The sequence below is a fragment of the Cloacibacillus evryensis DSM 19522 genome (genome assembly GCF_000585335.1).
GTDB lineage: Bacteria > Synergistota > Synergistia > Synergistales > Synergistaceae > Cloacibacillus > Cloacibacillus evryensis.
Map to the genome: position 1 here is coordinate 1830229 of NZ_KK073872.1, position 21331 is coordinate 1851559.

Sequence of the window (21331 nt, forward strand, 5' to 3'; positions counted from 1 at the left end):
CTAACTAAGCGCAAGGCTCGTAAGTAATTTTTTTAACAGGTCCGCTCTCATGATCTCGCGTTTATGAATAGAGATATCATAGAGAGTGCGGCCATATTCCTCCTGACTCCGAAGGGCGACTTCGATAAGAAGCCTTTCGCGGGCCGAAATCAGCTTCCTATTCTGCAGATTCATCAAAAGCCGCTTGGATTCCTGCTCCGATATTTTGTGCCCGATAAGGTCCTCAAGATGCAGCACCTCTTCGTCACAGTTTTTAAATGTCAGCTGTACGACTCTTATATAACCGTGCCCTCCGCGCTGGCTCTCGACCAAAAATCCGTTCTCCGGCGCGAATCTGCTTCTCAGGACATAATTTATCTGACTCGGAACGCATTCAAAGAGCTCCGCGAGATCTTTTCTGCGAAGTGAAATGGTACCGCCGCCATTTTCTTCAAGGAGCTGTCCTATATACTCTTCTATTTTCCTCGTAAGACTCGATGATGCCACTGTCTTCACTCCGTTTCTCTGATTTTGGACAAAAGCCCGCCTGAATTTAACCAATAATGATTATATATTAGTGGTCAATATAAGTCAATCATAGTCAAAAAAGAAAAAACACCGCCCCGTTAAGGGCGGCGTTTCGTGTCTTGCCTCTCTGCGTCCGTTACTTCTTAAGGGCGTTGGCGACGTCCTGCGTGAGGTCGATCCCTCCGTAATAGACGAGCGCCTTGTTTATCACGATCGTTATGCCCTTCTGTTTGGCGACCTTGGCGATCGTATCATTTACCTCTTTGAGCACGGGGTTCATAAGCTTTGCCTCTTCTTCCCGCATTTCGAGCTGGAGGTTCTGGACTATGTCGCTCTTTTTCTTCTCGTCGCTCTCTTTGTCAAAGGCCGCCTTCGCCGCGTTCGACTTTTTCTTGCCGAGCTCGTCAAGCTGTTTCTGAGCCTGCTGGAACTTCGAGAACTGCTGCAGCACTCCCATATCGTCCACGTAACCAACTTTGTCTTCCGCTGCGTACGAAATCGCGCCGAATGCGAAAAGCGCCGCTATGGCAAGCAGTAATGCCGCTGTTTTCTTCACCTTATTACCTCCCGCTTAATTACAAATATCACTGATATTCTTGACTTCAATGACGCACAAAGAAATTTTATCTCTCGGAGCAAATATTGTCCATAGCGAAGGAAGATATTTTGCGCGCCCTATTTCGCCCCATGCGGCTGTTAAGAGGTTTGATGCGTCTGCGCTGAGATAGCCTCCCTCCTTTCCCATAATCCGCCAACCTGTGTTAATATTTAACGCGTAAAAACCGCTGCGAAGGAGAATTTGTCTATGCCTGCTGAAACCGTCGTCTTTGGAACCGTCTTTATGGACTGCAAGGGCTTTGCCGCCTACCGTTATGACCCGCTCGGAAGGAATGTCGGTTCCGTCAGGTTTATACATGGCGGCGTCGGGCGCAACGTCGCGGAGGACCTCGCCTCGATCGGCGCGAAGGTATCGTTCGTCTCCTCGGTGGACGACAGCGCCCTCGGCCTCGAGGTACTGAACAGGCTGAAGAACGAGGGGATCGACGTCGGCCATGTGCGGCGCGCGCCCTCTTCGGGCATGGGGCTCTGGCTGGCGATCATGGACCAGAACGGGGACCTTGCCGCCTCCATTTCACAGATGCCGGACCTCTCCATCATGGACGAGATCGTCAGAAGCGAGGGCGAATCTATCGTCGCAGGCTGCAAAAACGTCATTCTCGAACTTGACCTGAATGATCATATCTCGACGACGGTACTCTCGCTCGCAAAGAGGTACGGTAAGAAAGTTTACGGCATTACGGGAAATATGGAGGTCATCCTCCGCAACCGTCCAATGCTCGGCGGCCTTGAATGCTATATATGCAACGAGACGGAGGCGGGACGCCTTCTTGAACGCGAGATCCCCACTCGTGAACCGGAGGCGGCCCTCGCGCTGCTGCGCGGGTACGTGGACGCCGACGGCCTCAAATCGATGGTGATAACGATGGGTGAACAGGGCTCGGTATATTATGACGCCGTTTCCGCCGAGTCCGGCTTCTGCCCCTCGATACCGACAAAGGTGACGGACTCCAGCGGCGCCGGCGACGCCTTTTTTTCAGGCACCGTCGAGGCGCTGATACGCGGTTTTCCGCTCGGCCAGGCCGTAGGCTACGGCACAAGGCTCGCTTCCTGGACGATCGAGGTGGCGGAACCGACGCGAACGCCGCTGCCGGGAAATCTCTTTTAATCTATCCTATAGAGGGCGTTGCCCCATTGTGTTCCGAGGCCGGTCCAGATGACCCGCAATCCCGTGTATTCTTCGATGAAGCGGATATAGCTCTGCGCCTGCTGAGGCAGCAGGTTGAAATCGGTGCAGCCCGGCAGCTCTTCACGCCAGCCCTCAAGCGAGACATATACCGGCTCCGCCTTTTCCGCCTCTTCGGCCGAAAGGTCTCCGCTCGTGCGCAGTTCGCCGCCGATCATGTAACCGGTGCATATTTTAAGTTCGTCGATACCGGTAAGGACATCCAGCTTCGTCACCGCTAAAAGGTCGGCGCCGTTGATATGCGCGGCGTATTTTAGCGCCGGAAGGTCGAGCCAGCCGATCCGCCTTGGGGCCTCCCCTATTTTGCCAAATTCACTGCCGCGCGTTCTGATGAAGGCGGCGACCGCGCTTTTATCCTCCGTAATGAAGGGACCGGGGCCGCTCTTCGTGCAGTAGGCCTTGGCGGCGCCGATTATCCGCAGCGACGCGTTGTGCCGCAGGCCGGCGGAGAGAAACGCCGCGGGGGCAGTGGTCATTCCCGGCATGACATAGGGATATACGCCGCAGTTGAGGTCGTTGAGGCTCCCGTCGCAGCCCTCGAAGAGGGTCCCGACGTTGCTCTCGACGGCCTTCGATATGGCGTCTTCCACCGGGCCGACGTAAGGGACGAGCCTCTGCCCCTCTTTCATTATCTTCGTAAAGAGTTTGTCGGCGTCAAGGGGCTTTTCGTTGTATATTTTTTGGAAGTATTCATTTTTTATTGTGAGGTTCAGATCCAGCCTTTCACGCAGCCGTTCCGGATAAAGCAGATCACCCGCCCTTATCCCCAGGCGGCGCACATTGTCCGTTACCGCGTGGCCGTAGCCGCGCTGATCCATCGTGCGGTTAAGGTCGTGGCCGAGAAGGCGTCCGGCCAGGACGTCAAGTCTCTTATGATAGTCGAGGATCAACGGGCAGCGCGAGCTGATGAGCAGGCGCGAACGGAAGACGCCGGCCGATTTGAGAGCGGCGAGCTCATCCGAAATTTTTTCCAAATCAAGCGTCACGCCGTGGGTTATCACACAGAGCTTTCCGGCGTGATGGATGCCGCATGGCAGATAGTCGAGAGTAAAGCGCTCGCCTCCGGCGCTTATCTGATGCCCTCCGGTCGCCGAGCCATGAAAGCGCACGATGACCTCCGAGCGATTCGCGAAGAAATCCAGCAGCCGGTTCTTGCCCTCGTGCCCCCACTGCAGCCCGACGATGATGTTGTTCTCGGAGGAGACCATCAGATATCCCCCTCCCGCGGGCCCTCTTTCATCAGCTTCAGCATCTCCGGGACCGTCACAAGCTTTACGGGCAGGTCTTTGCGGTTCTTATTGAGTTCTTCGAGAAACATCACCGTCGACGGACGGAAATGGCAGATCACTACCAGCGCGCCGCGCTTTTGGGCGCTCTTCACGATCTCGCGGAAGCGGGCGGCGATGGCGTTTTTATCGGCGGTATTGTCCAGAAATCCACGGTTTAACAAGGCAGGCACCCCGGCCGCGGCCGCGGTCTGGTAGGCGACGCTCTTGCCGGAGGTGCGGCTGTCGACGAACAGAAGGCCGCGTTCCCGGAGCTCCGCCATCACCGGCTCCATCAATTTGGCGTCCGCGGTGGCGAGCGAGCCGCGGTGGTTGTTCAGCCCGATCACTCCCGGCAGCGAGTCAAGAGCGGCGGCGGTCTTCTGCCGGACGGCGGCCGCGCTCATGCCTTTGCCGATGATGTACTGCGAACCGTCCTTGTCTACCTCGGCCTGCATCGGCAGGTGCAGCAGGCAGGGGATGCTCCTGGACGCCGCGAGTTCAAGGGTCTCTTTTGAATTGCGCTGATAAGGTATTATCGCCCAAGTGAGCGGGAGGTCCAGCGCCGCGACACGCCTCGCATATTCCATCTGTCCGCCGCCGTCGTCGACGATGAGAGCCAGCAACGGCACGGGGCCGTTGTATTTTTCCTCTGCGGGCAGTTCGGCGACGGGCGGCGGCAGCTTCGGATCGTCTTTTTTTATCGCGCCGTGCGAGCCATCGCCAATATCGACGGACGCTGGGAGGTCTTTATCTTTTGAGCTCTCTTTTATCCCGGCGTCCGGGCTGGCGGCGATAGTCGCCTGATCCGGCGGCGGAGTGACGGGGGACTCCCGCCGCCCGACCGCGGCATATATAAGAGCCGCCGCGAGCAACAGCAGCAGTGTCAGCCTTATTATACGGGAACCGGCGCTCCGCTCTTTCTTATAATGTCTACCCATTTGGGGGCCGTCCTATTTTTTCTCTTTTATTTTCTGCCTAAGCACGCCCAGCGCCTTCTGTAACTGCTTGTCCTCTTTTTTGTCTTTCTTGGGCTCGCCCTCCACCTTTATGTCGGGCTGAAGTCCCTTGTGGTCGAGGACAAATCCTGACGGCGTGTGATAGCGCGCGATCGTCACATATATGCCGGAGCCGTCGGGAAGGTTGAAAAGGGTCTGCACAGATCCCTTGCCGAATGTCTTCATGCCGACGATAGTTCCGCGTTTATGGTCTTTCACCGCGCCGGCGAATATCTCGGCCGCGCTGGCGCTGCCTTCATTGACGATTACGACAAGAGGCAGGTTGTTGGCGCGCCCTTCTTTAGCGGATAGTATGTCGTTAGCCTTATCAAAGCGGCCCTTCATGCCGACGACGACTCCTTTGGGAATAAACTGAGAGGTCACGTCTACGCAAACGTCCAGGAGGCCTCCCGGGTTGTTGCGCAGGTCCATGATGATCCCCTTAGCCTTCTTTTCCGTCGCCTTCTTGATCGCGGCGCGCACTTCCCCGTCCGTTTTAAGGTTGAAATGGTTCAGCTTTATATAGGCGATCCCGTCGCCCAGCATTTCCATACGCACAGTCTTTATTTTTATTACCTCGCGCACGATCTTCACCGGGATCAGCTTATCGACGTTCTTGCGGCGTATCTGGATCGTCACGGGCTTGCCGGCGGGGCCGCGCAGCATCTTCACTACTTCGTCGCTCTCCATTCCCATGACGTTCTTTTCGTCGACCTTGATGATCTCGTCAAGGGGCTTTATACCGGCGCGGTCCGCCGGAGTATCCTCGATGGGGGCGATGACGATCGTCCGTCCGTCGCGGGAGGCCATATAGATGCCAAGCCCGCCGTACTCGCCCTCCATCTCCATGTTTTCCTCTTCAAGCGCCTTCGGCTCGACAAAGCGGGTATAGGGGTCCTCAAGAGATTCTACAAGCCCTTTCAGAGCGCCGTAATACATCTTAGTGTCGTCGACCTTGCCCTTTTTATCGCCGTCGACCTGATAGGTGGAGAGGGCGAGCTTTACCTGCTTGATTATCGCAAGCTGCTGCGGGGTGAATGGCAGGCTCTTTTCCCAGTCCGCGCCTACCGCCTGGGGAATTTTATAGAGAGAGACGCAGAGAAGTACCCCTATCAGAACTCCAGCGGCGATATTCAATATTTTTGATTTCAAATCTATCACATGCCTTTCTTAATCTTTGCCAGTTATTTAAGGTACTTCATCGGGTCCACCGCGTTGCCGTTCACGCGCACCTCGAAGTGGAGGTGGTTGCCGGTGGCGACGCCGGTGGAACCTACGCGCCCGATCACGGTCTGACGCGTTACCTTCGCGTCCTCCGCCGTATCTATTTTTGAAAGGTGCGCGTAGACTGTGGTAAGGTCTCCGCCGTGATCGATGATCACGACCTGGCCGTAGCCGCGCATCCAGCCGGTGTAAAGGACCTCTCCCGCGTCGGCGGCCTTGACAGGGGTACCTTTAGGCGCTCCTATATCCAATCCGGTATGCGTGATCTTCGTCTTGAAGACGGGATGGATACGCGTGCCGAACGGACTGTTTATCGTTCCCTGCACCGGCCATGCCAGTCGTCCGCCCTTATAATAGTTCGGCGTCGGAGTGGATGGTTTGCCCTTCTTTCGGTTGGCTTCGTCGCGCAGCCGTTTTTTCTCGGCAAGCAGCTTCTTTATCGCCGCCTGCATCTCCTGCGAGGCCCTCAGCAGCTCCGCCTGCTGCGCAATGAACAGCTTCTTGTCCCTGCGGACCTTGGAGAGCAGTTCGTTTCGTTCGTCGGCGGCGCTCTTCAGCTCTTTGTTCTGCTGTTTAAGGTCGTTATTCTGCCCCTTGAGGCGCAGGTGCTCCTTGCGCAGCTCCTCCTGCGTCATCGTCAGGCGTCGTTTTTGCTCGACCAGGTCGTTGATGAGCTTCTGATCCTGTTCCGCGATTTTTCCGAGCAGGTAGGAATTCGCGAGCGCGTCCTCCGCTCCCTGAGAGGAGAGCAGGAGGTTGAACTCGGCGACCCCTCCGTATTTGTATATGTTTACCAGCCGCTTTTTCAGTATCTCCTGCGCGGCGCCGATATTTTTATTGGCCTCCTTTATGTTGTTCGAAAGGACGAATATATTGTTCTGGACCTTTCTCATCTTGAGGCTGACGACGTTGACCTTTTGCTGCGTCACCGTTATCTTCTGGCTCAGCACGCCTATCTGCTCCGCAACGTTCTTTTCCTGACGCTGCTTCTCTTTGATATTCTTGTTTACCTTCGACATCTGGCTCTGGATCTTTTGGAACTCGCGCTCCTGCTGTTTTATCTCCGCCTCTATCTCGGCCGCCGTCTTCGCCGCCGCCAGAGCCGGCAGCGGGGCGCAGAAGAGCACCGCGACGAAAAAGAGCGCTATCAGCCGGATTATTTTTGCATGGATGCCCATAACGATTACCGCGGCGCTGCTAGAGCGGCTTGGCCGCCTTCCTGATAAATTTCTCCACGGCGATCAAACTGGCAAAGAGGCTTACCACCGTCCCGCAGCAGATGAGCACCAGGCTCAGGTTGGCGAGAAGACGCGGCGACTCGATAAAGGTCAGGAACGGCAGCATATCTTTCAAACACGCGACCGCCCTGAAATAAGAGTATCCCAGCGCCGCGGAGGCGGCAAGCGCCCCCGTCAGGCCAAGGAGGAATCCCTGAATGACGAAGGGGAAGGCGACGTAGGTGGCGGTCGCGCCCACCTTCATCATCACATCTATCTCCTCGGCGCGGGAATAGACCGCTATCCGGATCGTGTTGAAGAGGACCACGCCGCTCGCGGCAAGAGCGACGATGAGCATCACGAGCGAGAAGCGCTCGACAAAGGTCGAGAGGCGCGTAAGCTTCTCGGCGACATGGCCCGCGTAGACGATATCGTCCACCTCGGGGACCGCCATCAGCATTCGCGCAGTATCCGAGACCTCGGAGGCGCGGCTCACTCGCACTTCGATGCTCGCCGGCAGGGGGTTGGCTCCAAGCAGCGTCACCGCGTTCGCCTGGTTTCCAAGGCGCGCGCGCAGGCGTTCCAGGGCAGTTTCTTTTGTGATCACCTTAACACTTCTCACATTACGCATCGCTTTTATGCTCTTCGCGGCGGCCTCAAGATCCGTATCCGGTTTCATATAGGCCTGTATCGAAAGCTGGTTTTCCATCGTGCCGATGACGTTCCTTATATTTAGGATAAAGAGCATCGTCGCTCCTATCACAAAGAACACGGACATTGCGGTGAATACCGTAAGGAGGCTCATGCCGAAATGGCGCCATATCAGCCTCCAGCCGTCTCTCAGAATATATTTAATACGTGACATCAGCCTCATAGCCTCCTTCCTTGTCGTCGCGGATCACGCGCCCGCGTCTTATCTCAATGACGCGGTGCCTGTAGGTATTGACGAGCAGCTGATTATGCGTCGCCATTATTACGGTCGTTCCGGCGGCGTTGATATCCAGCATCAGCTGCATGATCTCATCCGCCGTATGGCTGTCCAGGTTTCCCGTCGGCTCGTCCGCCAGTATCAGCGAAGGCTCGTTGACGATCGCGCGCGCGATGGCGAGGCGCTGCTGCTCGCCGCCGGAAAGCTGCGGCGGGTAAAGGTTCCGCCTCCGCCAGATGCCGACGGTCTTCAGCACATCCGCAACGCGCTCTTCGATCTCTTTATAGGGCACGCCCATCACCTCGAGGACGAACGCGACGTTCTCAAAGGCCGTTATGTTGGGCAGCAGGGCGAAGTCCTGAAATATAATGCCTATATCGCGGCGGAATAGGGCCAGCTCAAAGCGGCCTATCTTTCGCAGCGCGCGGCCGCCCACGCTGATATGCCCCCTGGATGGGACGACCTCGCGGAAGATGCAGCGCATAAGCGTCGTCTTGCCGGACCCGGTCTCACCCACCAGGTATACGAATTCTCCGCGGTCTATGTTAAGATACACATCTTCAAGCGCGACGATGTCCGGCTCAAATATCTTTGTGACGCCGGAAAACTTTATGTCCATATTTCAATTACCTCCTGCGCAGCGCCCACGCCTGAGCGGACGCGTCAGCTATCTCTTTCCAAGTCAGTCCGTAGTACTCGCGAAGCTCTTCGGGAGTACCGCTGTTTACAAATTGATCCTCCACCGCGACACAGCGCAGCGGCACCGGATATGTCCGGCCGAGGCACTCTGCGGCGGCGCCGAATAGTCCGCCGATATTGCTGTGTTCCTCGGCCACGACGCAGCAGCCGGTCCTGCGGACGGACGAGAGCAGGACGCTCTCGGGGAAGGGCTTCAAACTGTAGCAGTCGATGACCTCGGCGCTGATATTCTGGCGTTCGAGCTGCTCCGCGGCAAGCAGGGCCTCGCCGACCATGATCCCGCAGGCACAGATCGTGACGCCGGTCCCGCCGCGCAGTATGCGTGCGCCGCCCAGCCGGAAGGATTCACCGTAGGAATCGTCAAGGATAGGCGCAGGCGTGCAGCCCAGCCGCATATAAAACGGCATCTCGGTGTTTTCGTTCCTGTTGATGATACCCTTGAGTGCTGCTCTGTCTGATGGAATAAAGACGTTCATGTTGGGGATAGTGCGCATAAGGGCAAGATCCTCCAGCAGCTGGACGGAAGCTCCCTCATGGGCGCACGAGAGGCCGCCGTTCAGCGCCGCTATGCGGACGGGAAGCTTCGGCAGAGCGATAGCTTCGCGTATATGCGCGTAGCCGCGCCCCACAAGTTCGGCGACCCGGCCGACCAGCCACGGCTTCTTCCCGGCGATCGCGAGGCCGGCGGCCCGCATTAGCGCGTTCTCCGCCCGTGACCCAGTTCTGATGAACTTTTCCTGAGGCAGTCTCTCAAACGGCTCCGTCTCAGTCACCTCATCGGTCGTCAGCAGAACAAAATCCTCATTGATAAGCGCGTATTCCGTGATAAGTTCACAGAAGGCCGCGAAAGTCGATATTTTTTCGTTAGTGCCCATTGGACTTTACCTCCAGTTCTTCCAATGCCTGATCCAGCTCGCTCATGCTCAAGGAGTGCGCGGCCTCCGAGCGGCCCGCGTCGGATACGGAAAGGCCGAGTTCGCCCACGGTAGAGACGAAGAGCGCCTTGGGACCGCCGCCGCTGTAGTCAAAAGAATCGCAGGCCTCCTCAAGAGAACGGAAATCTTCCGAAACGGCCCGCCTGACGCGCCATCCGCAGGATGAGAGCGTCTCCATATTGTCCTCGCTGATCCGGCTGCCGCCGTCAGCCTCCGCTCCGCGCGAAGCGATCACGCTCAGAAGGTTAGGTATACGGCGGCGGCCGATATACTTCATCTCGCCGATAAATTCTTCCGACTCGAAGGAGAGGTCGGCGGTCAAAAATACGACGCGCGGTTTACCCTCTTTGCCGGCAAGTTCCTCAGCCAGCGCGGCGGCCATCGCCACCGCCGGCTGAACCGCGAGGCACGGCGCGTCGATCCCCGGCGTCCTTTTAAAATCCGGCAGCGCCTGGAGCATCGCCCCGAGGCGGCGATAGTGCCACAGATGTTCCCTTTCAAAGAAACCGCGCCGCGCCAATACGGCGTACAGGGCCGGAACGGCGGCGGGAATGTCCGTCACAAAACGGTCGCGGTCTTCCCGGCGCGGTTCGGCGGGAACAAGAAGAAGTTCCTCCCAGTAGAGATAAACGAGCAGATCCGCCGCGGAGATAGATGTTTCAAAGGGACCGGAGCGCGCCAACCCCACCATGCGCAGGATGTCCTTCCGCACCTCGGCGGCTATTGATTTAAGCTCTTCAATTCTCTTGTCATCCATTTATATCACCCAAAACAGAGCGCAGCCCCGCCGCAAAATTCTCGCGTACCGCCAAACGGGCCTCGCGCAGAACGGTATCATCGCCGCATCCGCCGAGGCCTACGGGGCCCTCGCCTATAGTTTCAATATTATAACGCATACAAAACCCGGAAACCTTAGGATCATACGCGCAGCCGGCGAGCGGAACTCCCGCAAGGAGGCAGAGCGCTAAAAAATGCAGCCTCATGCCCACCGCTCCAGACGCTCCGGCGGCAGCCGCCGAAAACTCCTCGATGTTTCTCACAGTTATTATATCTCGGATTTTTATATATTGCAGGGACCTCAGCCTATCGATTTCCGCGGCATCTTCGCCGGCAAGGGCGACGCCCAGCACCTCCCAGTTGTTTGCCTCAGCCAGTTCGCGGCACCTCTTCGCCGCCGTCAGCGCCAGGCCCTCGTAGCCAGGACGCGCGTTAAATAGGACCACAGGCTCTTTCGCCGAGCTCCTTTCAGGAGCGAAAGACATCGCCAGGTCAGGCGTGAGCTCCGCGCTGATGCCAAGCTCTTCAGCCATCTTCAGCGAACGACCGTCGCGCACGCTTATGTATGAACAAAGCGAAAAGGCCCGGCGCGCGACGGCGCGTGACGCTTTTGAGTTAAGCGGCCCTATTGACTGCCCCGCGGCCCATATCTTCATTCCCTTCATTTTCGCGGCCCACATCACCGCATAATAATAGAGACATGAACGCAGGCTGGTGGCATCCTGAAAAAGCCCGCCTCCGCCCAGCAGAAGCGTCCGGCTATTTGAACAGGCAGCCGACATTTCGCCAATCTTCCAGCGGTTGAAAGCTCTGATGCCAAGCCGCTTTTCACTGTCGGGCGGCGCGGCCGAAAGGATCGCTATCCTCTCGCGCGCCACTCCGCATTCGCGCAGAAGGCGGACGGAAGCCTCGGCAAGCAGCTCGTCGCCGAGGTTGCCGAAGCCGTAATAACCGAGGAGAAGGACGTCAAAATCTTTTTTCAACGATATCTTCCGGCAGAGCTAAAGGCTCTTGTAAAGTCTCCGCCAAAGCGGGATAAGCATAAAGTGGAGCGCCGCCACGCCGACCACGCCAAGCAGCAAACCAAGCCACCATCCGTTAAGCACGCGGATGACGCTGAGGTAGAGAAGCGTGTGAAAGTGGCAGAAGGTATTGACGGCCGAACAAAAGGCAAGCGTCGCCGCTATGCGCACCGCCTCGCGATAGTGAGGGATATATTTGTTGCGCACCAGGTACCAGTAAAGTACGAGCGCCGGATATCCGATAAGGAATTCTTTCGTACGCGGACGCACGACCATCACGCGCTCCATAAAATCACGGAAAGCCACTTCGAGAGCCGGAACATTAGAGACGTTGTCGCTGCGCAGCGCCATCACGAGCAGCGCAAGCATCATGATCCCGATCAGCACCAGCTCGCCCCAGATCGCGGGACGTACCATGATCTCTCCCGCCGTCTCCGGATGGACCCGCCGTGTGAGGTCATGGAAGAGCAGCAGCAGCGGCGGCAGCAGCAGCGTAAGCTTAACGCCGGAAAAGGGCGTCAGCCGCAGCGCCGCGGCCGAGGTGCCATAGAAAGAGGCGATCGACAGCCCCCCCGCCATCACGATCAGAAGGCCGATGACCGAACCGCGGATACGCCGGTTGGAACTTTCGAGCGCCGTCATCGCGCCTTCGGCGGCGGCAAGCGCGCCGCAGAGTCCGCCAAGCAGTTTGGCGGCCAGCGATATCTTCCACATGGCCCCGCCAAGCAGAAAGGCGGCGATAAACAGAATCAGAGCCTGTGCCGGCTTGACGCCGCCATTTTCAGTACCTGCAAGCCGTGAGCAGTAGAACCAGAGGGTAAAAATTATCACAAGGCCGCAGGCCGCGGCTCCGGCTGCCGGCGCAGGCCAGGCCGGCAGAGGTTCCGGCCAGCCCATACGATAACCGCGCGCCTCCAGCGCCTCTTTGTAGGAGGCAAGGTCCTGCGTGAATATCTCCAGGCGGCCGCCCATCTGCAGATCATACGGATGCACCATGATGAAACGGATGGAACGCTCATGGACCGCCCTGATGAACCGGTCGGCTATCGAACCGCGGTTTATATTGCGGGAGATTATCTCGTCGCGCGTCAAGCTGTGCATCGGAATGACAAGTTCCCCCGCCTTGACGGCCAACTGCGGCACGCCTATCTGCTTTATGAACTCCACCTGCGAGAGCGTTATCCCTTTATCTTTCATAACTTTGGCCAGAGGCCCGATCTCCGGATACCCGGGAGCGATCAGCCCCGAGGGTATTATGTTCTTTATCTGCCTGAAGTTGTCCGTAAGAAACAGAAACGCTTCGGCGGTAGTTTTACCGGAGGCGGGAGTACAGGGGCCGGGGCGGAAAAGCACCGCTATGTTGTTTTTCGAGGCAAATTCGAGCGCGCCCATATCCGGGACAAAAGAGGAAAACTTAAACTCTTCGACCGTACCGGGCAGCAGTATGCAGTTGTATTCGGCGCCCGAAACAAGTTCGGCGGCGGGGAGCTTGATCTTTATATATTTATAGAGCACATCGGCGTACCGGAGCTTTGCAGGGTAGCGCAGAACTGCCCTGTTAGGCATCTTTTCCGCCTCTTCGGCGTCAAGCAATAAGGCCGCGGAGCCGAAACGCAGTGGCAGAGGATTATGGATCGCAAGTTCGTCTCCGGTATATTCCGAGACCGCGACGCCCATGACGCCGAGGTCGTTTACCTTATGCCACACCGCCAGCGGGCTCTCCGCGTTTTGATAGGCAAGCGAGGCTATGTCCTTATATTCCGTAATAAAGGCGACGGTCTTGTTGGCGTTTTCCGCGCGCAGCCGCGCGGCCAGACCCGCCAGCGCCAGCAGCATGGCGAGCAGCAGAGCGGCGTAAAGCAGAGTGCGTTTGTTTATTTTATTCATCCTTATACCTCCATTGCGCCGAAAGCGCTATTCCCATATCCGCAAACATTTGGCTGACGCAAAAGAGAGGAAGCCCCACGACATTGAAATAACATCCGTCGATACGCTCCGCGAGGAGAGTTCCCCTCTCCTGGACGGCGTAGCCTCCGGCCTTGTCCATGCTCTCCCCCAGCGCGATATAGGCGTCGATATCCTCTTTTGACAGACGCCGGAAGGTGACGCGCGTCTCCTCTGCCCGGACCAGCCTTCGTCCGTCCGGGGCAAGCAGCGCGACGCCGGTAAATACGGAATGGGTGCGTCCGGAGAGCTCTTCGATCATAGCGGCGGCCTCCTCCACGCTGCGCGGCTTGCCGAGGATCTTGTCATCGACGGCGACCACCGTGTCCGCGCCGAGCACCCAGTTCCCTGGGCAGCGGGAGGCGACATCGGAAGCCTTCTCGTCGGCAAGGCGCTTCACAAGCGCCGCGGGAGGTTCGCCCGCCTTCGTCTTTTCAGCTATGTTTGAGGGGATCACCTCAAAGTTCCAGCCCAGGCCGGCTAAAAGTTCGCGCCGCCTGGGGCTCCCGGAGGCGAGTATCAGTTTGCCGATCATCGCGTTATTACGATGCCGGTGATAGCGCCGATCAGAGTTCCCAGGTTCAGCTTCAGCGCGAAGAGGAAGCCGATACGCACCATCACCAGGTCTATCTGGCGAATGTCTATCGTAAAATCGACGACGTTGGCAAAAAGCACCGAAGTCGCGGGAAAGCGCTGAAAAAATAACCCCAGCCAGGTACCCAGTATCATACAGAGCAATATGACGCCCCAGCGGATCGATGAATTTTTGATGAACGACATTTTTACCACGCTCCCAGATACGTCACGCCGATGGCGGAAAGTCCCGCGATAAGACAGTATATGCCGAAAAACCACCACTTTGAGGCGATCACGAGTTTTTTAAGGATAAAGAGCGAAAGCAGGCCGCTGGCGAAGGCGCAGACCGCGCCGAAAAACCATCCTGGGGGCAGCGTTGAAGCAAAATTATGCCATCCGCCGATCTCAAGCGCCTGTATGAGCGTGGCGCCGATTATCGCCGGGATCGACAGAAGGAAGGAGAAGCGGAAGGCCGATTCCTTTGAAAGCCCGGCGGCGAGCCCCGCCATGATGGTCATGCCGGAGCGCGAGATGCCTGGCATTACCGCAAGCCCCTGCGCGATCCCCACGTAAACGCCGTCCATCAGCGCCACCCTGCCGTATCCCTCGCGTATCCAGCGGGAAGCCACGAGCAGAATGCCGGTAACGACTAGCCCGATGCCGACCATCAGAGAATTGAGCGAGGCCTCCTCCGCAAAGTTCTTAAGCGCAAATCCGATCACTCCCGTTATGATCGTACCGACGATCACCGCCCAGCCTATGTGCCAGCCGGTTTTTTTTCTGGCTTCGGCGTTTGTGAATCCGGCGCACCACTGCGCGAGAAACGTGAAGATATCCGTACAGAAAAACAATATCGTGGCAAGCGTCGTCGAAACGTGCAGCACCAGGTCATAGTTGAGCGGCGGCAGCTCTATCCCCAGAAATATCTTGGCAAGCGCCAGATGACCGGAGCTGCTGACCGGCAGAAATTCTGTAAAGCCCTGTACGAAACCGAGAATTATCACATCAATATTCATTATATGGCACCTCACACTTTTGCTGTTTTTGTGCTATGGTGAAGCCTCTCTATATCGAAGACCACCATCGCAAGGTTGTTGGCGTGGTCGCCCACGCGTTCAAGATTGCTTAATATATCTATAAATATTACACCAGCTCCCGGGCTGCAGCCGCCGGCGTTGAGCCGCGCTATGTGCTGGGCGCGCAGGGTCTTTTCCATGTAGTCTATGCGTTCCTCAAGCGCCAGGACCTCTTTCGCAAGCGCGGGATCTTCATCCTCGAGGGCCTGGATGCTCTTCGTCAGCGCTGAGATGACCAGTTCGAACATCTCGTTGCCCTCTTCGAGCGCCATCCGCGACAATGAAAGTTTATGGTCCTGAAGATACTGATACATCTCCACAAGGTTCGTCGCGTGGTCTCCGATCCTCTCCACATCTCCCACGGCGTTCGTGCATGAGTTAAGCAGCAGGGAAAGGTCCGTCGAAAGACCGGTCTGCCCCGTCTCCGTCGAGTAACGGACTATCTCGTGGGTCATCTCGTTGACATTGAGTTCCGTACGTCCGACGTCGTCGACAAGTTTTTCGTTGTTCTCAATAAGTATCCGGCGGCAATTATCGATCATCTGCAGCGTCAGGCAGGCGAGGCGTATCATCTCCTTGCGGACCGCGTCGACCGCGGCGGCGCGGGAGGCCGTGATCAGCACGGGATTGAGGTAGATGGTCCCGGTAGCAACCGCGTTCTTGTCGTCCGGGATGATTCTGCGGATGAACTTAGCATATTGCGAAACGAAGGGCAGAAACATAAAGGCGATAATGATGTTGAATATAGTATGCGCGTTCGCCACCTGGCGCGAGATGGTCGTAGCCGTCAGCTCGATGAGCATCGTATACATCGGCAGAACCATCAGAATGGCCGCCGTCCCCAATATCTTTATCATGACATGCGCCGCCGCCGCCTGTTTCGCCGCGCGATTGGCTCCCATGGAGGCGATGACCGCCGTTATCGTCGTGCCGATATTGTCCCCGAGGATGATCACGATCGCCGTTTGCAGCGGAATGACCCCCTGGGCCGCGACCGCCATCGTCAGGCCGACTGTGGCCGAACTCGACTGCACGATCAGCGTGATTATGAGTCCGGCCATGAAAGCAAGCCCAGGATGGCTGCCAAAGGCCGTCAGAAGGTCGGGGCGATCCTTCAAAAAAGTAAGCGGCTCCTGCATCATATTCATCCCGATGAATAGGAGCGCGAAGCCGATTATTCCGACGCCTATCTGTTTGCGGCGCTTTTTGTGACAGAGGATGCAGATCGCGGCTCCCACCAGGGCGCAGAGGTAGGCGACATTAGTGATGTCAAAAGCGATCAGCTGCCCCGTGACGGTCGTACCGATATTCGCTCCGAGTATGACTCCGATCGCCTGCGTCAGGGTCATGAAACCGACGTCGACGAAACTGACTACCATGACTGTAGTGGCGCTGCTGCTTTGCAGAATGGACGTGACCAAAGTTCCCACCAACATGCCCTTGATCGGCGTGCCGGTAAGTGATCCGATCAGCTTTCTGAGACGGTCTCCGGCGATTATCTGCAGGGAATCCCCCATAATGATGATGCCATAAATGAGAATTCCCACACCAGCTAATACCTGAAGAACAGCGCTTACAGACATATAAAATCTCTCCTCAATTTTTATGCGGCTTTAAGGCCGCATAATCTGAATTCTATATATATGAGACCAGAGGAATGATGGTGGGATAATTGCGGGAACTCCTCGCAAATACCTCGCGGATCCTCTTTCGTATCTCGGTCGGCAGCGTCTCTCTCTTAGCCCCCGGTATGCGCGCGAACTGCGTCACTGCGCTCAGCACCGCGCCCTCAAGCTCGCGGAAGGTGCTGCCGTCATCCGCGGAATAGACGCTTCCTCTCGTCTGTATCTGGACCGGAGCCGCCGGACGCATATTTTTATCCAACGACACCGACACGACGACGAGGCCGTTCTCCGCCATCTCCCGGCGCTCGCGCAGAATGCTGCCCTCAAACTCACCTAAGACCACGCCGTCAATGAGCACGGGGCCCGCCTGCACATGGCCGGTTATCTCCGCCCTCGCGGAGCCGCTGAATTTGAGAAGGTCTCCGTTCTGAAGGATAAAAATATTCTTCGCGGCCACGCCCATCTCCTTCGCGAGCTGCGCGTGGCGCACCAGATGGCGGTATTCCCCGTGGCAGGGGACAAAAAATTTCGGCCGCGTAAGGCTCATCATCAGCATGAGCTCGTCACGGGAGGCGTGTCCCGAGACGTGTATCTTCTCGTCGCGCTCGTAGATGACCTCCGCGCCGCAGCCAAAGAGGCGGTTGACCGTCTGGCTGACCAGTTTTTCATTGCCGGGGATCGGCGTAGCGGAGATGATCACAAGGTCTTTGGACCCAAGCCTCACCTGGCGGTGCGCTCCGCGGCTCATCAGCACAAGTCCTGAGAACGGCTCTCCCTGGCTCCCCGTCGTCAGGACGACGACGCGGTTGTCGGGAAGATGGTCGGCCTCCTGGGGAGAAATAATGATGCCCTCCGGTATGTCGAGGTAGCCCAGCTTCTCGGCTAGCTCCACGTTCGCGATCATGCTGCGTCCTACCAGCACCACCTTGCGGTTGAAGCGCGCGGCGGTCGCGATTATCATGCGGGACCTGTTGAGGTTGCTCGCGAAGGTCGCCACGACGATGCGCCTGTCCTTATAGAGGCGGAATAGGCGCTCGAAGGTCTGTCCTATCATCTTCTCCGAGGGCGTGGCTCCCGGTTTTTCAACGTTCGTGGAATCGGACATCAGGAGAAGCACTCCTTCGTCGCCAAGGCGCGCAAGGGCGCTGTAGTCCGAACGGTTGCCGTCTATCGGCGTGGGGTCGAACTTAAAGTCGCCGGTATGGACGACCACGCCGGCCGGCGTGTAGATCGCCAGGGCGTTGGCATCCGGTATCGAGTGGCACATCTGGATGAACTCCACCTCAAAGCAGCCGGCCTTGATCCTGTCGCCCGGATAGATGTAATGAAATTCCGGGACGTAGCCGGTCTTCGCGTCGAGCATCTTGTTCTCTATGAGGCCGCCGGCAAGCCTGGAACAATATACGGGAACGTCGATGCGCGGCAGTACGAACGGCAGCGCGCCTATGTGGTCCTCGTGTCCGTGGGTGATGAAGATACCCCTTATTTTTGATTTGTTCTCCATGAGAAATTCTACATCCGGAATCACAAAATCTATTCCGAGCATATCCTCCTCCGGAAATTTAAGCCCGCAGTCAACTATGATGTAATCGTCGCCATAGCCGAATACCGTCAGATTCTTGCCGATCTCGCCCATTCCTCCAAGCGGACAGACAAAAAGGTCGGCATTTTTGACCCTGCGTTTACGTGTATTACCCTTCTTCTTTTCGGGATCAGCCATTAACACAACTCCCCTCCAATATATTATCGTATCACGAGTTCTGATATTGAGCTATAGTTTTATGTTAGCTATTCAGATTTTTTTGGCAATGTTTTTATGCGGGAACAAAAAATCATTGTCCGCCAGCCTTCCAAGCCCTGCCGCGAAAACGAAAAAGGACCGCCTTCCCGGCGGTCCTTTTTCGTTTATATTTGGCAGTCCCTAGGGGATTCGAACCCCTGTTAACGGGCTGAGAACCCGCCGTCCTGGGCCCCTAGACGAAGGGACCACATCGCAATGTTGTGGCTGGGGTACAAGGATTTGAACCTCGATTACCTGATCCAGAGTCAGGCGTGCTGCCGTTGCACCATACCCCAATTGGGCCGAACGGGGAATATTATATAGGAATTCAGGATATTGTCAACAGGCAGGATTTTTATTTTTTCCTCCTGCTGTAGGGAGTTTCTTCCAGCGGCAGCTTCGTGCGGAATATGCGGTCCACGGCATAATATGCGCCAGCCACGGCCGGCGCGGTCGGGATGGTGCTGATCTCACCGATGCCCTTCGCCCCGTAGGCGACGTCGAGCAGCTCTTCCTTCTCGACGTAGATCGCCTTTATATCCGGTATCTGATCGGCGCGCATGAGTCCCAGCGTGCCGTATTTATTTTGCGGCACACAGTCTTTCAGGTCAAAATTTTCCGTCAGCGCGTAACCGAGCCCCATCAATACGCCGCCCTCTATCTGCCCCTGTATCGCGATTGGGTTGACGACTTTCCCCGAATCGTGCGCCGCGTAGACCTCCTTCACGCGGCCGTCGTCACCGAGGACGACGACATGGGTCGCGAAGCCGTAGGCAACGTGGCTCTTCGGATATGGTTTTTGCGAGCCCAGCGGGTCCGTAGGCTCGAAATATTCCGCAAAGAATTCACGGCCCTCAAGCTTTGAGAGGTCTCCTCCGGCCTCGCGCATCGCCTCACGCAGCTCAGCCGACGCCATGCGCACAGCTTCTCCGGTGATCAGCGTCTGGCGCGAGCCCGAGGTCGTCCCCGAGTCCGGCGCGACCTCGGAATTGCTGCCGAGGTTCCTTATCTCCGCCCGTCCCAGGCCGGTCGCCTCCGCCACCATCTGGACGAATACCGTCGCGCAGCCCTGCCCGATATCCGATGCCGCCGCGTAGATCTCGACGACGCCGCCGCGAACTGCGAGCTTTGCGCGCCCCTTGTCGGGGAGGCCGACGCCGACGCCGGCGTTTTTCATCGCGCAGGCGATGCCGGCGTGTCCGGCGTTCTTTTCATAAGCCTCCCGCACCGCCTCAAGCGTCTCCTTAAGGGCGGTAGAACGGTCCGCTATCTGCCCGTTGGGAAGCACCTTTCCCGGCTCGATCGCGTTGCGGTAGCGTATCTCCCATGGGGAAAGGCCGGCCTTTTCCGCGAGCAGGTTTATCGTGCACTCCAGGGCAAATTCGCTCTGGCAGACGCCAAAACCGCGGAAGGCTCCCGCCGGCGGGTTGTTCGTATAGTATCCGAAGCCGCGGATATCGGTATTCTGGTAACAGTAAGGGCCAACCGAATGGGTGCAGGCCCGTTCAAGCACCGGGCCGCAGAGCGAGGCGTAGGCACCCGTGTCAAAGTATATTTCACAATCAAGTCCCGTGAAGATGCCGTTTTCGTCACAGCCAAGCGTGAAGGTGCCCTCCATCGCGTGGCGCTTCGGGTGAAAGGCTATCGACTCGCTGCGGGAAAATTTCACCTTCACCGGCCTGCCGACGGCGAGCGCCGCCAGCACGGCGATGTGCTGCGCGGAGACGTCCTCCTTACCCCCGAAACCGCCGCCGACCAGTTTATTTTCCACCACGATCCGCTCCGGCTCCCAGCCGAGCATGATCGAGATCTCCTTGCGCGTGTCATAGACTCCCTGATCCGAGGTGTAGACCTTGACGCCGTCCTTGTATGGAAAGGCGAGGGCGCACTCCGGTTCGAGAAAGGCATGTTCGGTGAACGGCGTGCTGTAGCTTTGCGTGACGACATACTTCGATTCGGCCAGCGCCTTTTTCGCGTCGCCGCGCGTAACGTGGCGCGACTGGCAAAGGTTGCCCTTTTCATGGACTGGCGGCGCGCCCGCGGCCATCGCTTCGCGGATGCCGCGCACCGGTTCAAGCTCTTCATAATCGATCTTAACGAGTTTTTTCGCCTCCGCGAGAACTGCTTCGCTCTCCGCGACTACGAGGCAAACAGCGTCGCCGACGCATCGGGTAACGCACCCTTTGGCGATCATCACGTCCCAGTCCTGCTGGATGTGGCCTACTTTATTGTTGGGGACGTCCTCGGCCGTGAGCACGGCGAGCACGCCGGGAAGCGCCAGCGCCTCCGAAGCGTCTATATCAAGCACGCGCGCGCGCGGATATCTTGAGCGAACGGCCGAGGCGTGGACCATGCCCTCCATTACGACGTCGTCCACATATTCTCCGTAGCCGAGCACCTTTTCGCGCACGTCTATGCGGAAGGCCCGTTCGCCTACGCCGAAGGAACGACCGTCCTCAAGCGCCTCTTCTATCACGGCGTCGCCGCGCAGTATCGCCGCGGCGAGATCTATTCCCTCGATGATTTTTTTATAACCGGTACAGCGGCAGATATTGCCGCGGACGGCCTGTTTTATCTCCGCCTCCGTAGGAGCCGGGCTCCGGTCTATCAGAGCTTTGCCTGCCATCACCATCCCCGGTGTGCAGAAGCCGCACTGGACGGAACCCATCGCGCCGAAGGCATAGACGAATGCCTCTTTTTCCCTCTCGCTGAGCCCCTCGACGGTGATTATAGTCTTGCCGGCCGCCCTTTTCGTCGACATTATACAGGAACGCGTCGCCTTGCCGTCCACGATGATCGTGCAGGTACCGCAGGCGCCCTCGCTGCAGCCGTCCTTTACGGAACGCAGCCCGAGATCGTCGCGCAAAAAGCGCAGCAGCGGCTTATCCTGCGCGGTCTCATAGACTCTGCCGTTCACAGTAAAACTGTATAACTCTTCCATTTTGTGACTCTCC

The 21331-nt window shown here is 57.4% G+C and carries 19 protein-coding genes and 2 tRNA genes; 1 reads left to right on the forward strand and 20 read right to left on the reverse strand.

What is annotated here, in order from left to right:
• Both CLOEV_RS08185 and CLOEV_RS08190 read right to left on the reverse strand, forming a co-directional pair.
• Positions 1–486: a CtsR family transcriptional regulator gene (locus CLOEV_RS08185; protein ID WP_008711874.1), complete on the reverse strand. Its 486-nt coding sequence runs from the start codon at positions 484–486 to the stop codon at positions 1–3.
• Positions 487–643: 157 nt separating this feature from the next.
• Entirely contained in the window at positions 644–1063 is a 420-nt protein-coding gene (locus CLOEV_RS08190; protein WP_008711876.1) for an OmpH/Skp family outer membrane protein, read from the reverse strand.
• Positions 1064–1312: 249 nt separating this feature from the next.
• On the opposite strand from CLOEV_RS08190, the gene CLOEV_RS08195 reads away from it, so the two are divergent.
• On the forward strand, positions 1313–2233 hold the full coding sequence (locus CLOEV_RS08195; RefSeq protein WP_008711879.1) for a carbohydrate kinase family protein: 921 nt from the start codon (positions 1313–1315) through the stop codon (positions 2231–2233).
• On the opposite strand, the gene CLOEV_RS08200 is transcribed toward CLOEV_RS08195, so the two are convergent.
• The 18 genes from CLOEV_RS08200 to xdh form a co-directional block, all read right to left on the reverse strand.
• The gene (locus tag CLOEV_RS08200; protein ID WP_051484984.1) at positions 2230–3519 is read right to left on the reverse strand and encodes an adenylosuccinate synthetase; all 1290 of its coding nucleotides are present in this window, start codon (positions 3517–3519) and stop codon (positions 2230–2232) included. The two genes, CLOEV_RS08195 and CLOEV_RS08200, sit on opposite strands and share 4 nt — an antisense overlap.
• A complete protein-coding gene (locus CLOEV_RS16015) occupies positions 3519–4517 on the reverse strand; it encodes a divergent polysaccharide deacetylase family protein (RefSeq protein WP_051484985.1) in 999 nt (332 codons plus the stop codon). The genes CLOEV_RS08200 and CLOEV_RS16015 overlap by 1 nt, the downstream gene beginning before the upstream one ends.
• Positions 4518–4529: 12 nt before the next feature.
• Entirely contained in the window at positions 4530–5735 is a 1206-nt protein-coding gene (locus tag CLOEV_RS08210) for a S41 family peptidase (RefSeq protein WP_245591117.1), read from the reverse strand.
• Between the two features lie 23 nt (positions 5736–5758).
• Entirely contained in the window at positions 5759–6976 is a 1218-nt protein-coding gene (locus CLOEV_RS08215; RefSeq protein WP_008711887.1) for a murein hydrolase activator EnvC family protein, read from the reverse strand.
• A gap of 19 nt (positions 6977–6995) precedes the next feature.
• Positions 6996–7880: a cell division protein FtsX gene (locus tag CLOEV_RS08220; RefSeq protein WP_008711889.1), complete on the reverse strand. Its 885-nt coding sequence runs from the start codon at positions 7878–7880 to the stop codon at positions 6996–6998.
• The gene (locus CLOEV_RS08225) at positions 7867–8562 is read right to left on the reverse strand and encodes a cell division ATP-binding protein FtsE (RefSeq protein WP_008711892.1); all 696 of its coding nucleotides are present in this window, start codon (positions 8560–8562) and stop codon (positions 7867–7869) included. Before CLOEV_RS08225 ends, CLOEV_RS08220 begins: the two co-directional genes overlap by 14 nt.
• Positions 8563–8569: 7 nt before the next feature.
• Positions 8570–9517 (reverse strand): transketolase family protein, encoded by a 948-nt coding sequence (locus CLOEV_RS08230; protein ID WP_008711894.1) that lies wholly within the window; start codon positions 9515–9517, stop codon positions 8570–8572.
• Entirely contained in the window at positions 9507–10334 is an 828-nt protein-coding gene (locus CLOEV_RS16020) for a hypothetical protein (protein ID WP_051484987.1), read from the reverse strand. Before CLOEV_RS16020 ends, CLOEV_RS08230 begins: the two co-directional genes overlap by 11 nt.
• Entirely contained in the window at positions 10327–11337 is a 1011-nt protein-coding gene (csaB, locus tag CLOEV_RS08240) for a polysaccharide pyruvyl transferase CsaB (RefSeq protein WP_051484988.1), read from the reverse strand. The genes CLOEV_RS16020 and csaB overlap by 8 nt, the downstream gene beginning before the upstream one ends.
• 18 nt (positions 11338–11355) lie before the next feature.
• Positions 11356–13263: a DUF5693 family protein gene (locus tag CLOEV_RS08245; RefSeq protein WP_034443108.1), complete on the reverse strand. Its 1908-nt coding sequence runs from the start codon at positions 13261–13263 to the stop codon at positions 11356–11358.
• On the reverse strand, positions 13256–13855 hold the full coding sequence (locus tag CLOEV_RS08250) for a Maf family protein (RefSeq protein ID WP_034443111.1): 600 nt from the start codon (positions 13853–13855) through the stop codon (positions 13256–13258). The genes CLOEV_RS08245 and CLOEV_RS08250 overlap by 8 nt, the downstream gene beginning before the upstream one ends.
• Positions 13852–14100: a hypothetical protein gene (locus tag CLOEV_RS08255; protein ID WP_008711903.1), complete on the reverse strand. Its 249-nt coding sequence runs from the start codon at positions 14098–14100 to the stop codon at positions 13852–13854. The genes CLOEV_RS08250 and CLOEV_RS08255 overlap by 4 nt, the downstream gene beginning before the upstream one ends.
• Before the next feature lie 2 nt (positions 14101–14102).
• Entirely contained in the window at positions 14103–14912 is an 810-nt protein-coding gene (locus CLOEV_RS08260; protein ID WP_008711905.1) for an undecaprenyl-diphosphate phosphatase, read from the reverse strand.
• An 11-nt stretch (positions 14913–14923) separates the two neighbouring features.
• Complete coding sequence (locus CLOEV_RS08265; RefSeq protein WP_008711908.1) at positions 14924–16555, reverse strand: Na/Pi cotransporter family protein; 1632 nt, start codon at positions 16553–16555, stop codon at positions 14924–14926.
• A 52-nt stretch (positions 16556–16607) separates the two neighbouring features.
• Positions 16608–18317 (reverse strand): ribonuclease J, encoded by a 1710-nt coding sequence (locus tag CLOEV_RS08270; RefSeq protein ID WP_008711909.1) that lies wholly within the window; start codon positions 18315–18317, stop codon positions 16608–16610.
• Between the two features lie 192 nt (positions 18318–18509).
• A tRNA-Glu gene (locus CLOEV_RS08275) sits at positions 18510–18585 on the reverse strand.
• 14 nt (positions 18586–18599) lie between these two features.
• A tRNA-Gln gene (locus CLOEV_RS08280) sits at positions 18600–18673 on the reverse strand.
• A 59-nt stretch (positions 18674–18732) separates the two neighbouring features.
• Positions 18733–21318, reverse strand: coding sequence for a selenium-dependent xanthine dehydrogenase (gene xdh / locus CLOEV_RS08285; protein WP_008711911.1), 2586 nt, complete (start codon positions 21316–21318; stop codon positions 18733–18735).
• Positions 21319–21331 lie beyond the last annotated feature (13 nt).